Source organism: Methanobrevibacter sp. (assembly GCF_045116495.1).
Classification (GTDB): Archaea; Methanobacteriota; Methanobacteria; order Methanobacteriales; family Methanobacteriaceae; genus Methanocatella.
In genome coordinates, this window is record NZ_JBGULU010000053.1 from 14,688 (window position 1) to 27,730 (window position 13,043).

The following is a 13,043-nucleotide window of genomic DNA, read 5'->3' on the forward strand; positions in this document are numbered from 1 at the left end:
TGGATAATATGGATATAGTACCAGAAATTACAAGACAAAGCATAACTAACCTTGTCAAAAATAATAAAAGGGAAGATGGCAGGGAATTAACTGAATATAGGGATATTTCTATTGAAACTAATGTTATATCTAAAGCTGAAGGTTCTGCTCGTGTAAAACTTGGTGGAACTCAAGTTATTGTAGGTATTAAACCACAACTTGGAAGCCCATTTCCAGATACTCCTGATTTAGGAGTTTTAATGACTAATTGTGAAATGTTACCAATGGCTGATCCTACTTTTGAACCAGGACCACCTAGTGATGATTCAATAGAACTTGCACGTGTAGTTGATAGAGGTATTCGTGAAAGTGAATTGGTGGAATTGGATAAACTTTGTGTTGAAGAAGGTAAACATGTATGGATGTTATTTATTGATTTACATATCATTGATAACTGCGGAAACCTCTTTGATGCTTGTGAATTAGCAGTTATGGCTGCGCTTAAATCCACTAAATTGCCTGTTGCAACTATTGAAGATGACGAAGTAGTCCTTAGTGAAGAAGAAACATTTGATTTACCAATTAACAATGAATTAGCTTTATGTACCTTTGTTAAAATTGGTGACAAAATGGTTATTGACCCAACATTGGAAGAAGAAAGAGTAGCTAATGCTCGTTTAAATGTTGGTGTTACAAAAGATGGTCACATCTGTTCCATGCAGAAAGGTGGAAAAGAACCATTAAATAAAGATGAAATTCTTTACTGTGTAAATACTGCAGTAACAAAAGTAAAAGAGTTAATAGAATATCTTTAAATGTCTGAAGGACGATTAAGATTTCTAAATTCTTTTTTTTCTATTTTTTTATTATCTATTAAAACAAATTTTGTATCTAATTTTGCTATTAGGCCCTTTATGTGCAGGACATCTTCATTAACTAATTCTTCAATTATCGGAATTATGTTCCTATTGTAAATTGAATGAAGGGGTTCTGATGTTTTCAGCTTGTTTTCGGTATCGTGGTAGGGAACTATGGCCTGAGCGTTATTGTCGATTTCACAAAAAATAGTATTGACATATTTTTCTGATACATATGGACTGTCGCACGGCAGTACTAATGCATAGTCGCTGTTAATGTATGAAAGTCCGGTCATGATTCCAGGAAGCGGACCCTTATTTTTAATCTTATCTTCAACAAATGTGATGGGGTAGGTGTAATCTTGGGGATTGATAAATTCGCGATATTTGTCAATCCTAGATTGTTCATTTAAAACAATTATAGCTTCATTTATTTGATGGTTTAAAGTAGAAAGGATATGTTTAATCATAGGTTTATCTTGAATAATCATAGAACCTTTATCACGACCCATTCTACTACTCTTACCTCCACATAAAATAATACAGGATTTAATATTTTCATCGTTATTGCAACTCATAATATTAAATCTCCGAAAAATCTATTCTTTTACATAGACGTCTGCATCTTCGTCAAATGGATTGGTACGTATGATTAATGCAATCATGTAAGGGTAATGTTTGTTAAGGTATCTTAAGTAATAGACCCATTCATGAACTAGTTTTGAATATACTCTTTGCATGTCTCCATTCAAATGTCCGAAGTCAGTGTCATTAACAAGAGCGAAATCTTTTCTGTGTTCTAATTCTTCATCTAAGTGAAGAATAGCATTGATTAAGCCTGTAAATTCTTCTTTTTCAAGTAAATTTGGATTGTTTATTAAATTAATAATAAATTCTCTTTTGTTTACCAGTAATTCTCTTAAGTTTTCCAAAAATTCTTCCCTATCCTCAGGAGCCATATCCATTGCAGAAAAATCTACAGTGGTATTTTTAAGTTCTTTTAATTTGTTTTCATAATCCTTATCGTCCCAGTTTTTGATAGATTTCAAATTTTCGGTACTTGCTTTATATTTGTTGACTGTGCTTAATTGGCTGATTAATTCGTTTCCAATTTCTGAAAAGAATGTGCTCATAAGCATGTCTAATTTTTCAAGCATAGCTTCTTTTTCTTTTCTTTCAATAATTTCATCAAGTATGAATGCTACAACAAGAATATCAACTGGAATAAAACCTAAATGTGTCCAAACATATGATATGATATGCTCTCCATCTCCCAATACGAGATAATTTGATCCATAGATGATAATTATTAAAATAACCATTAATATGGAAAATTTAATTTTCCAACGTTTATGCTCATCCATTTTTAATCTCCAATTTTATCTTTTTTTGGCAGTTATGATAGCTATCGGGTTTTCGCTAATCATCATAATTCCACGGTCCAGAACTCTTCCGTTAGAAACGTTGACTTCCATGATTTTCGGATTATATCCTAAATCCTTTAGTTTGTTTATTGCTTCTACTTTAGTGTCTACAAGTATTGCAGTAATTATGATTCTGCCTTTTGAATTTAATTTTTCATGAACAATGTCCAAGATATTTTCAAGTTCTCTGCCACTGCCTCCAACAATGGCAATGTCGATGTTATCAATATCTTTTAGGGCATTTGCTCCATTATCGTTAATTAATGTGACATTATCTCCTAAACCAAATTTGTCAAGATTTTTTGAAGTCATTTCAATAGCTTCAGGATTTGTGTCTATTGCTATTACTTCGCCGGCTCTCTGGGAAAATTCACAGGTAATTCCTCCGGTTCCACATCCGCAGTCGACTACTTTATCATCGGAGGTTACCCCTGATTTATAAAGAATTATTGCTCTTATTGCTTCTTTTGTTGGTCCAGGAACATCACAAGATTTAAAGAAATCTTTGTCTTCTAACATTTATTCCCACCTTTTAAATAGATTATTTTCAATTTTTAAAGAGTCTAGGATTTTTCCCACAATGAAATTAATTTGGTCATCGACTGTATCATGTGTCGAATAAAAACCTGGCATTGCAGGTAAAATGATAGCTCCTTCTTGTGATAATGTTAGCATATTTTGTAAATGAATGCTTCTAAGTGGAGTTTCACGAGGAACAATAACGGTGGTTCTTCTTTCTTTAAGACTAACATCTGCCACTCTTGTTATTGTATTTGAACCGTATCCATTGGCTATTGAAGATAATGTCTTCATGGAACACGGTACAATAGCCAGCGCATCCGCTTTAAATGATCCACTATTGATTGAAGCAGTTAAATCGTTGAAGTCATAGTAGGTATCTGCAAGACCAATCACGTCTTCAACACTGTATTCGGTTTCTGATTCAATAACAATTTTTCCGGCATCACTTATAACTAAACTATTTTCTATATTCAATTCATTCAGCACTTCGAGTAATCTTATTCCGTATATTACTCCACTGGCTCCGGTTATTGCAACTACTATCATATTATCTCCTAAAATAGTTTTATCTGGTCATAGTGAATGCCATGGAATTTTTCTCTGTCAATTTCAGGCAAATCAAGATAGTTTTCTAGCTTAAATTTGCCAAATTTTGATTTTTCACTTTCATCAACATAAACACTGATGTCAGGAATATTGAATCGAGCTTTACTTAAAGCTCCAATAATATTTGATATTTCGGTTAAAGGGTATAATTTTCCATCGACATTTACTTGAGTTTTCATTTCATCAAAACGAGGGTATTCTGCGATATTGATGAATACATAATTTTTGTCAATGTCATAATCTTCAGCTATTTCCTCTTCAGCTTTTCTCAATGCTTTCTGTTCGATTTTATACATTTTTTCCGGATATTTGAAATTATCGAGTCTGATTGTTTTCACTCTTTTCATGATTCGTCTGTTGTCCAGTCTGGCCATGATGTCATTGACGAATTCATCTTCGCAGTGTCTGAATATTCCAATTATTTCAGCGTCATCATATTTGTAAATATCATTTTCATTGATAATGTCTTCATCAATTACTTTTTTCAAGGCTCTTCTAAACATTGAATTCACGATTCGGGTTGTATGGTGCTGGTAAACGCTTGGATACATGAAATATCTTGATACTAATGCTCCTTCAGCTGCTTGAACACCTTTAATATCTAAAATTAAACCGTCTTCAAGTTTTAAATTTGAAATTATTCTCTCATAGTCAATAATTCCGTAAGCAACACCTGTGTTGTGGGAATCTCTTAACAGATAATCCATCCTGTCTACATCGAGTTCTCCTGAAACTATTGGGCCCAGATATCCTTTTCCGCTGATGATGTCAACGATTTCATTAACATCAAATTTTTCTTCAAGCAAATCGCGCATTGAAGTTTCTGTAACTACAAATTTTGTTAATTCTTCATGGGGGAATGATAGAACTCCTTCAGAGACATGTGAAAATGGGCCATGTCCAATATCATGCAGGAGTGCTGATGCTCTAATTAATTCTATATCATCCTCAGGCAAATCGAGTTCTGCTGATAATTTTGACCCCAGATTCATTGTTCCAACTGAATGTTCGAATCTGGTGTGTGTGGCTCCGGGATATATTAAACTTATCAATCCAAGCTGTTTTATTCTTCTTAAACGTTGGAATTGTGGCATGTCCATTATTCTTTCTTCAAATTTGTTTAAGCTGATATCTCCATAGACACTATCTCTGATAAATTTTTTCTTTTCAGCCATTTTATCAATACTCCCAATCAATTGTAGTATTTTTAATCCAAGTATTATTCCAATCGGGTGTTATGTTTGTAGTGTTAGTTACGTTTGTGCGGTTTGTTGTATTTTCAACTTTTGGAATGATTGTTGGAACTTCTTCAATATATTTTGGTTCAAATGAGTCATTTTCCACTGAACTTAACTTATATGAGTCATTGTCTTCAGTTATTGTTAAGCTTGCAAAAGCGCTGCTAATAGTAAATGCAATTGTTGCGATTATTAAAAATACTATTAAATTTGCTTTTATTGAGTCTTTCATACTAACACTTTTCTAATTTTAATAAATAATTTAAACAATACTATTATTATTTTTTTAAAAAGCTAATATTTAATATTTTCTTCAAACAATAATTTTTAGTAAAAATTTCCATTTTTCCTTGAATAAATCAATATTGTTTTATCATTGTATTATTGTTTGTTTATCATTTTTTTGATTTTGATGATGATATTTTAGCGAATTTTAATTTAACAAAAAAGTTTATATACTATGGTGTTCAATAACAATATGTCGGAATGATACTTCCGACATATTACTTCCGGCGATTGCCGGTGTTTTTATAAATTTGATTAATTATTAAAAGAGAAGATAAAATGGATGTAATTTTTAATGCAGGTGACACTGCTTGGATTCTCATATGCAGTCTTTTAGTACTTTTAATGAGTATTCCAGCTGTCGCATTTTTTTATGGAGGATTAAGTAAACGTAAAAATGTTTTAAATACAATTTTTTTAACTTTTATAGCATTTTCTATTGTAAGTGTAATGTGGGTAGCTTTCGGATACCAATTTGCGTTTGGTAGTGATATAAGCGGTCTTATAGGATCTCCAACCAATTTCTTCTTACATGGAATTGCATTAGATGATTTAAACGGAACAATTCCAACATTATTGTTTGTAATGTTCCAATGTGCCTTTGCAGGTCTGACAGTAGCTCTCATTTCAGGAGCACTCGTTGGAAGGATGAAAACAAAAGCATGGGTAATATTTACAGTACTATGGGCCTGTTTAGTTTATGTCCCTGTAGCCCACTGGGTATGGGGAGGAGGATGGTTAATGCAAATGGGTGCACTTGACTTCGCAGGAGGTGCTGTAGTTCATATGAATTCAGGTGCAGCTGCATTGGCTGTTGCATTAGTGCTTGGAAAACGTAAAGACACTTCATTAATCCCTCACAACTTAGGATATGCAGTTCTCGGAGCAGCATTGCTATGGTTTGGATGGATGGGATTCAATGGAGGATCAGGTCTTGCAGCAGATGGTCTTGCAGCAAATGCAATAATTGTTTCAAATGTTGCAGCAGCAGTAGGATTAATAGTTTGGACTGCTTTGGATACATATGTGGTTGGAAAACCAACCGTGCTTGGCGCAATATCCGGTGGAGTGGCAGGACTTGTAGCAATCACTCCGGCTGCAGGATTTGTAGATGTTCCGGCAGCAATGGTCATTGGTGCTGTGGCTCCATTCGTATCATACTTTGCAATCTATTACTTAAAAGCCAGAATCGGATACGATGATGCTTTGGATGTATGGGGAATCCACGGTATGTCCGGTGTATGGGGAGCATTAGCAACAGGAATCTTTGCAGTTCCATCAATAGGAGGAGTTGCAGGATTAATTGCTGGAAACCCAAACCAGGTAGTAATACAGATTATAAGTATCGTTGCTACTTTAGCATACTCATTCACAATTAGTTTCATATTGGCTAAAGTATTAGATAAAGCAATGAACGGTATCAGAGTAGAAGATTATGAAGAAATTGGTGGACTTGACACAAATCTTCATGAGGAATCAGCATATAATTTTAACTAGGTGTAACTATGAAAAGTATTGTTGCAATCATAAGACAGGAAAAATACCAGGATGTTAAAAATGCCCTTTCAGCGGTAGGATGTGAAGGTATGAATGTATCCGAAGTAAAAGGGCGTGGAAGTCAAAGAGGAATTAAAGAATCTTACAGAGGATCAAGCTACTGTATTGATTTAATTCCTAAAACACGTATAGAAATCATTGTCAAAGATGAAGGTGTGGACACAATTGTAGAAGCAATTAAAAAAGGTGCATATACCGGAAATATAGGGGATGGAAAGATATTCATATATCCAGTGGACAATGTAATTAGAATAAGAACTGGTGAAGAAGGGGATGATGCTGTGTAGCTAATCCCTTTGTATGGCAAAATTCAAAAGAGGATGATGATGACCTCATTATTCTCATATCTCCCTATGGAAATAGTGCTTTTGCATTATTTCCTCTCTTTTTTTAATATTTAATTACCACACCATTAATGTTTGAAATGTCAACCCAAGTGCTGATGCCTTTAACTTCATATAAGTTGCCGTTGATGCGTTCGTATGAAATTTCCTGATTGTCGCTGACCAAATGAACTGAACGGCCTTCAATGTCATCAACCCTTTTTATGATTCCACCATATTCGCTGGAATCGGCAACAACCATATCTCCGACATTAATGTTATGGGTTTTGTTTATTAGAACTTTTTGTCCGTCCTGCAATGTCGGAAGCATTGAAGTTCCCTCAACATTAACAATAACGGGTATTTGATTTTCACCGATGCTTGAATCAATTTTTATTTCAGGATTTTCAAGACCATAATTCCTGCAAATTTCATTAACTCCATTTTTATAAGAATTAATGTCGGCAGTAGTATTGTCCATCAAATCTACGCTATATTTGCAGATGGCTTTGTTCAGACCATCCTTATCAATATCAGAAATAGTATAGGTGCTTACGGTGACATTTTCACCATCAAAATAAATGTCTACAGAATCATTTATAAAAGATGTAACTCCTAAAAATGCAACTGCAATAAAAATCAGAATTATTAAAGCTAAAATAATCTTTTTAGCCATGTAAATCACTCATCCATGATATTCAAATCCATATTAAGTAATGCTTTCATTGTTTCAATATCAATTTGACCTGGTGCGGTTGCATCTCTTCCTGCAGCAAAAGTAATAGGGGAGTCGAATTTGGATGCCATAACCCGAGTATAACTTCCCAAATCGCCCATGGAAATAGCAATAGTATCTTTACAATGTGAAAGAACAGCAAGTATTGTTAATGTGTCCTCAAGATTCTGTGGCATAAAAGCAACCTTTGCAATATCTCCAAGCTCAAGTTCTTTTTCAACAATGTAAGTAATTTCATTTAAATCGGGTGTTTTTTCAAAATCGTGATAGGAAACAATTGTTTTAACACCTGTATCATGGATTTTATTTATGTATTCGTCATCGCATTGAAGTTCAATATCAACATATTCGGCCAAATCGCAGCATTGATATAAAATATCAATTCTCTCTTCTTCTGAACCTTTAAAAGATCCGCCTTCAGTGCTGATTCTATTGGTAGCTATGATGGGAAAATTAATTTCTTCGATTGTATTTCTAATTTCAGCAATATCTGGATTTTTAAGAGCATCAATTCTAAATTCCAACACATCAGCGCCTTTATCAATACAGTCTTTAGCCACTTCAAGGACATCTTTGCAATTCTTTTGAAAAATTGGAATTGCTATTTTAGTTTGAGAATACATTATTGTTATTTATTTATTAGGTTATTTATTAAATTTTCTTCAAAATTCTCTTAATCTTTATATAAATTAAAAAACAAAATATATATCAATAAAATATTAATATTTTATTTATTATTTAATTCAATTATACAAGGTGTTAATTTGAAAGCAACAGCTATAGGGGCAGACATATCTAAAAATGACGTGTCCTGCAGTTCTAAGCTAGTAGAAACTATTGAACAAAATCTTCATAGACTTAACGAGTTAGGTGCAAGAAGTGCTGCTTTAACTAATGTCACAGGGGACGATGTTGTTATAACTGCATTTGTAGAAGATGACCTGCTTGAAACTGTTAATGAAGGTATTGTCAATGTATTAAAAGAAAGTGCGGAAAACCTTGGCGATTTATCAGGAATTTCACAAAATCCCGATGATGCTGGTGAAGGTATTTCTTATGCTGAAGCCAATATCAGACCAGACAGATATCCTGATGCAATTGTTTTAGGTTTTGACACTTACGGGGGAGAACCGTTTGTAGCGGATGTTGCAAATTCGGCAATTGAAGCGGCAAGGGGTATGAGAAATTTAACTGATGTATCTGATTGCATCGAACCGAAAATAAGAAAAATACCGGGTGTTGGATATGTTTCACCGGAAACTGATGATCCAGTTGTTGTAGCTACTGTTGAGGATATTGAATCTATCGGAGTTATCGCTGGAGCAATGATTGGTGCAGCACTTGGAAATAAAAATACTTATTTAGTTAAACGTGGAACAACATGCAATGTATTGCCGGGCAGTGTTATATTTTCCGCTACCGCATTTATGAACGGCAATGTAATTGATTTAGCTGTTCCATTTGAAAATAAAACTAGAATATTAAGATAGGAGTTATATATTATGATTTTATTAAATGAAGATACAAAATGTTTAGTTCAAGGAATTACCGGTAAGCAAGGTTCATTCCACACAGAACAAATGTTAAACTATAATACTAATATTGTTGCAGGTATCACTCCTGGAAAAGGTGGTCAAAAATTCTTGGATAAAGTGCCAATTTTCAATTCAATTGAGGAAGCAAAAGAAGAAGTTGACATTAATGCTTCAATCATTTTTGTACCTGCAAAATTTGCAAAGGATGCTGCATTTGAAGCAATTAGACACTTGGATTTAGTTGTCATTATTTCCGAACACATTCCTGTTCATGACAGTATGAAAATCATGGCATATGCTAAGGAAATGGACACAACAATTATCGGTCCGAATACTCCTGGAATCATATCTCCTGGAGTAGGTAAATTAGGAATCATGCCAACTCACATTTTCAAAGAGGGAAATGTAGGTGTAATTTCAAGAAGCGGTACATTAACATATGAGATTGCAAGCGAACTTACTAATGCAGGAATAGGTCAAAGTACTGCTGTCGGTATTGGTGGAGACCCAGTAACCGGAGACAATTATGTCGACATCTTGAAAAGATTTGAAAAAGACGATCAAACTGATGCAGTTGTTTTAATCGGTGAAATTGGAGGAACTGCAGAGGAAAGAGCAGGAAAATTCATTTCTGAAGAAATGTCAAAACCGGTCGTATCTTACATTGCAGGAAGAACTGCACCTCCAGGCAAAAGAATGGGACATGCTGGAGCTATTATTCAAGGTTCTTCAGGCACTGTTGAAAGTAAAACCAAAGCTTTAAACGAAGCCGGTGTTGATGTAGCGATAAAACCGTCTGAAATTGTAGATTTACTTAAAAAGGTTATGTAATGTCAAATCAGGAAATTATTGATAAATTATTGAGCGGTGAAATGAAGCTTTATCAGGTTGATAAAGAAGTTTCCGCTAAAGAGGCAACAGATATTAGAAGAGAATTTTTAGAACAAAAATACGATTTGGATTTGCCTAATATCTCAAATTATACTTTGGATATGGAAAGGGCATCTGCCCGTAACATCGAAAATTCAATTGGTGTTTTACAACTTCCAATGGGAATAGCAGGACCATTAAAAATTAATGGGGAATACTGTCAAAGAGAGGTATTTGTTCCTTTGGCCACATCTGAAGGAGCACTTGTAGCATCAATTAACAGGGGTGCATCAACCATTACTGCATCCGGTGGTGTTAATGCAAGGGTAGTTTCAGATATCATGACTCGTGCACCTGCCATCAAATGTGAGGGTGTTGGTGATGCCTTAAAGATTAAACAATGGTTTGTTGATAATTTCGATGAATTGAAAGAAATTGCAGAAAGTACAACTTCACATGGTAAATTAATTAAAATAGACCCTATCTTAATTGTTGGAAGCTATGTTTATCCTAGATTCGTTTTCTCAACTGGAGACAGTATGGGAATGAATATGGTGACAATAGCTTCTGAAAAAATCCTAGAAAAACTTGCAGATGAAACCAATGCAACTCACATAGCATTAAGCGGAAACGTATGTGTCGATAAAAAACCGGCTGCCATTAACGTTGTGGAAGGAAGAGGAAAAAGCGTTATAGCAGATATTTTAATTCCAAAAGATATTGTAGCCAAAAAGCTTAAAACAACAGCAGAAGCTATTGTTGAAGTAAACATTGCTAAAAATTTAATTGGATCTGCAGCAAGCGGCAGCATGGCATATAATGCCCATTATGCAAATATGGTTGCGGCCATATTCTTGGCAACTGGCCAGGATGCGGCACATGTTGTTGAAGGTTCTTTGGGAATCACCACTGCAGAAAACAGAAATGGTGATTTATATTTCTCAGTTAACTTGCCTGATTTGCCTGTAGCTACTGTAGGCGGTGGAACAAGCCTTGAAGTAGCACATGAAGGATTGGAAATATTAGGTGTAGCAGGTTCTGGTAAAGCTCGTGAATTTGCTGAAATAGTTGCAAGTACTGTTCTGGCTGGTGAATTATCACTTGTTGGCGCACTTGCTGCAGGACATCTTGCAAGAGCCCACAAAGAACTTGGAAGAGGATAAAATGGACGATTTCGTCGATTCATTATATCCTGAACTGACTCTTGAAACTGATGATATAATAATGACTATAGCAGTTAAAAAAGATTATTCTAAAATTGAAGAGTTGGATAAAAGAAAAAAGGAATTCATCAAGGATTTAAATGAGTTCATACAGGAATTCAGTGAAACTCCTGAATCCGATGATTTCATGTTATATTTTGATGATGATTAGTATTTGGATTCAATTTTTTCAAATACTTTTTTGATATTTACTTTTGTTTCAAAACAGCCTGTTTTTTCAAGTAACACTCCTTGAGGGCAAAAATCAGACAGTAACATCATCATCTGATTTAAATCTTCATGACATGCCACTCCAAGAACCGCTTTAAACTTATTTTCCATTACTATTTTTTTGACAAAACTTGAACCCGGAACAATGTAGAGTTTGTATCCTAATGGTTCGGCTTTATGTTTGATAACACCAATGGAACATAAACCGCATTCTGTACAGTTCAACCCTTCTTTTTGAAGTGTTGCAGGACAATCTCTATGTCTTAAACAGTGGGGTAAGAAAATCAATGTTTTTTCAGCAGGTATTTCCCTGAATTTTTCCTTGTTAATTTCATCTCTGACTTTAATTGCAATATCATCAATTAAATGGTCATCCAATTTCAGAAAATGTGCAATTGTTTTAAATGGAGAGTATAATAAGTCAACAATATATAATAGGAATCTGGGGAATTTAACTTGGTTTTTACGGGCTATTAAATATCCCAAAATCAATACCACAATGAAAAGTATGACAATTAGAATAGCTAAAAAAACCACTAATTGTCCTAAAAACATGTAAAATGAGTCAAGAAATATCATTTTTTAACCTAAAATTCCTCAATAGTATAATTATCAAATTCTTTATTCAGTTTTACTCCTGTTGGAGTTTTTACAATTTCAAGACCTGATAAACTGTCACATGAACAAAGGATATTCTGTTCTGGGTGGGTTCCTGGAATAATATTACAATTCAAATTTACTCCGTCTCCAATTGATATTACAGTTTCCAATCGTTTAGTGGAAGGATGATCTTTATTTAATATTATTAATGGGGATGATTCCTCACGGCTTAAGTAGGCTTGTGATCTTACTGCCCGTTTGTCTTTTTTAAAGTTGGACACGGCAATTATGTCATCTGATTCTAAAAATTGAACTATCTCTTCATTATCTTGTGTGGCAATGAACAACATTTTATTTTCATAAGCTACCTTAACAATACCTACGATTCCGGTTTCACCTTCAAGAAATAGTATTTCATCATTTTTAAAATCAATATTCATAATAATCACTAAAAAAATAAAAAATAGAGTAAATAGATTTACTCTGCGAGTTCTACGTTGTCACTTTGGCAAGATGGACAAACTACTTTTTTTCCAATACCTTTAAAGGTATTTCCACAGTCTTTACAACGATATTTTTTGGTTTTCAATTTTTTCAAATCAATATCGGCCATTGGGCCTCCGCTAGAACACATTTAAAATCACCTAATTATAATATATAATATATTATATTAATATTTTATTAAATCTTGAATATTTCTGATTTTTTCGATAGTTTTTTCATCATTTGTCAAGTTATATTTAAGTTCTAAAAAATATAATGTTTGGCTATACAGCTTATTTTCTTCATATTCTGCAATAAGTTCATCTAAAGTTTCTAAAATAAAAGGATTAACTCCTAATTGGATATTTTTGTTTTTAATTATTTCTATGGATTCATCTAATGATAAATCAATGTTCTTGTCTTTATTTTGGATATAATTTATTTCCGAATATGCCATCGGATTCAATTCATATTCCATGCTGTATCTGAATAGTGCAAAGGCGGTTTCCAGTTGGTTCTCTTCAATATAATAATAACCGAGTGACCTGTAACTTCTTGCAATATCCTGAGGCATATATGCATATTTCAATGCGTC

The 13,043-nt window shown here is 33.8% G+C and carries 18 protein-coding genes and 1 pseudogene; 7 read left to right on the plus strand and 12 right to left on the minus strand.

Annotated elements, in window-relative coordinates; all coding sequences use genetic code 11:
* Positions 1 to 8 precede the first annotated feature (8 nt).
* Complete coding sequence (gene rrp42, locus ACJMLH_RS02680) at positions 9 to 794, plus strand: exosome complex protein Rrp42 (protein WP_405274473.1); 786 nt, start codon at positions 9 to 11, stop codon at positions 792 to 794.
* Here the strand turns inward: rrp42 and ACJMLH_RS02685 are convergent.
* Genes ACJMLH_RS02685 through ACJMLH_RS02710 form a run of 6 tightly spaced genes read right to left on the minus strand, consistent with a single transcriptional unit; the run spans position 791 to position 4,858 of the window.
* Positions 791 to 1,414 carry a molybdenum cofactor guanylyltransferase gene (locus ACJMLH_RS02685; RefSeq protein WP_405274475.1) on the minus strand — a complete coding sequence of 208 codons (624 nt, stop codon included), beginning with the start codon at positions 1,412 to 1,414 and terminating at the stop codon, positions 791 to 793. The two genes, rrp42 and ACJMLH_RS02685, sit on opposite strands and share 4 nt — an antisense overlap.
* A 21-nt stretch (positions 1,415 to 1,435) precedes the next feature.
* Positions 1,436 to 2,200 carry a hypothetical protein gene (locus tag ACJMLH_RS02690; RefSeq protein ID WP_405274477.1) on the minus strand — a complete coding sequence of 255 codons (765 nt, stop codon included), beginning with the start codon at positions 2,198 to 2,200 and terminating at the stop codon, positions 1,436 to 1,438.
* 15 nt (positions 2,201 to 2,215) lie between these two features.
* Positions 2,216 to 2,779, minus strand: a complete 564-nt coding sequence (cbiT, locus tag ACJMLH_RS02695) for a precorrin-6Y C5,15-methyltransferase (decarboxylating) subunit CbiT (protein WP_405274479.1) — start codon at positions 2,777 to 2,779, stop codon at positions 2,216 to 2,218.
* Positions 2,780 to 3,328 carry a UbiX family flavin prenyltransferase gene (locus ACJMLH_RS02700; protein WP_405274481.1) on the minus strand — a complete coding sequence of 183 codons (549 nt, stop codon included), beginning with the start codon at positions 3,326 to 3,328 and terminating at the stop codon, positions 2,780 to 2,782.
* 8 nt (positions 3,329 to 3,336) lie between these two features.
* The gene (locus ACJMLH_RS02705) at positions 3,337 to 4,563 is read right to left on the minus strand and encodes an HD domain-containing protein (protein WP_405274483.1); all 1,227 of its coding nucleotides are present in this window, start codon (positions 4,561 to 4,563) and stop codon (positions 3,337 to 3,339) included.
* Between the two features lie 4 nt (positions 4,564 to 4,567).
* Positions 4,568 to 4,858, minus strand: a complete 291-nt coding sequence (locus ACJMLH_RS02710) for a hypothetical protein (protein WP_405274485.1) — start codon at positions 4,856 to 4,858, stop codon at positions 4,568 to 4,570.
* 332 nt (positions 4,859 to 5,190) lie between these two features.
* Between ACJMLH_RS02710 and ACJMLH_RS02715 the strand changes: the two genes are divergently transcribed.
* Positions 5,191 to 6,408 (plus strand): ammonium transporter, encoded by a 1,218-nt coding sequence (locus tag ACJMLH_RS02715; protein ID WP_405274487.1) that lies wholly within the window; start codon positions 5,191 to 5,193, stop codon positions 6,406 to 6,408.
* An 8-nt stretch (positions 6,409 to 6,416) separates the two neighbouring features.
* Complete coding sequence (locus ACJMLH_RS02720) at positions 6,417 to 6,755, plus strand: P-II family nitrogen regulator (protein WP_405274489.1); 339 nt, start codon at positions 6,417 to 6,419, stop codon at positions 6,753 to 6,755.
* 103 nt (positions 6,756 to 6,858) lie between these two features.
* On the opposite strand, the gene ACJMLH_RS02725 is transcribed toward ACJMLH_RS02720, so the two are convergent.
* Positions 6,859 to 7,467, minus strand: a complete 609-nt coding sequence (locus ACJMLH_RS02725) for a S24/S26 family peptidase (protein WP_405274491.1) — start codon at positions 7,465 to 7,467, stop codon at positions 6,859 to 6,861.
* A gap of 5 nt (positions 7,468 to 7,472) precedes the next feature.
* Entirely contained in the window at positions 7,473 to 8,150 is a 678-nt protein-coding gene (gene aroD, locus ACJMLH_RS02730; RefSeq protein WP_405274493.1) for a type I 3-dehydroquinate dehydratase, read from the minus strand.
* Between the two features lie 141 nt (positions 8,151 to 8,291).
* Here aroD and ACJMLH_RS02735 point away from each other — a divergent pair, with 141 nt between their 5' ends.
* From ACJMLH_RS02735 to ACJMLH_RS02750, 4 genes are read left to right on the plus strand one after another with little or no spacing between them, the layout of a single operon-like run.
* Positions 8,292 to 9,017 (plus strand): hypothetical protein, encoded by a 726-nt coding sequence (locus ACJMLH_RS02735; protein ID WP_405274495.1) that lies wholly within the window; start codon positions 8,292 to 8,294, stop codon positions 9,015 to 9,017.
* A gap of 12 nt (positions 9,018 to 9,029) precedes the next feature.
* Positions 9,030 to 9,893: a succinate--CoA ligase subunit alpha gene (sucD, locus tag ACJMLH_RS02740; protein ID WP_405274497.1), complete on the plus strand. Its 864-nt coding sequence runs from the start codon at positions 9,030 to 9,032 to the stop codon at positions 9,891 to 9,893.
* Positions 9,893 to 11,095, plus strand: a complete 1,203-nt coding sequence (gene hmgA / locus ACJMLH_RS02745) for a hydroxymethylglutaryl-CoA reductase (NADPH) (RefSeq protein ID WP_405274499.1) — start codon at positions 9,893 to 9,895, stop codon at positions 11,093 to 11,095. The genes sucD and hmgA overlap by 1 nt, the downstream gene beginning before the upstream one ends.
* A gap of 1 nt (position 11,096) precedes the next feature.
* Positions 11,097 to 11,306 (plus strand): hypothetical protein, encoded by a 210-nt coding sequence (locus tag ACJMLH_RS02750; protein WP_405274501.1) that lies wholly within the window; start codon positions 11,097 to 11,099, stop codon positions 11,304 to 11,306.
* Here the strand turns inward: ACJMLH_RS02750 and ACJMLH_RS02755 are convergent.
* The 4 genes and pseudogenes from ACJMLH_RS02755 to ACJMLH_RS02770 form a co-directional block, all read right to left on the minus strand.
* Complete coding sequence (locus ACJMLH_RS02755; protein WP_405274503.1) at positions 11,303 to 11,944, minus strand: DUF116 domain-containing protein; 642 nt, start codon at positions 11,942 to 11,944, stop codon at positions 11,303 to 11,305. The genes ACJMLH_RS02750 and ACJMLH_RS02755 overlap by 4 nt on opposite strands.
* Positions 11,945 to 11,952: 8 nt before the next feature.
* Positions 11,953 to 12,405, minus strand: a complete 453-nt coding sequence (locus ACJMLH_RS02760) for a hypothetical protein (RefSeq protein WP_405274505.1) — start codon at positions 12,403 to 12,405, stop codon at positions 11,953 to 11,955.
* Between the two features lie 38 nt (positions 12,406 to 12,443).
* Positions 12,444 to 12,599 carry a hypothetical protein gene (locus ACJMLH_RS02765; RefSeq protein ID WP_405274507.1) on the minus strand — a complete coding sequence of 52 codons (156 nt, stop codon included), beginning with the start codon at positions 12,597 to 12,599 and terminating at the stop codon, positions 12,444 to 12,446.
* Between the two features lie 36 nt (positions 12,600 to 12,635).
* Positions 12,636 to 13,043: pseudogene (locus ACJMLH_RS02770) on the minus strand (hypothetical protein); the annotation flags it as partial.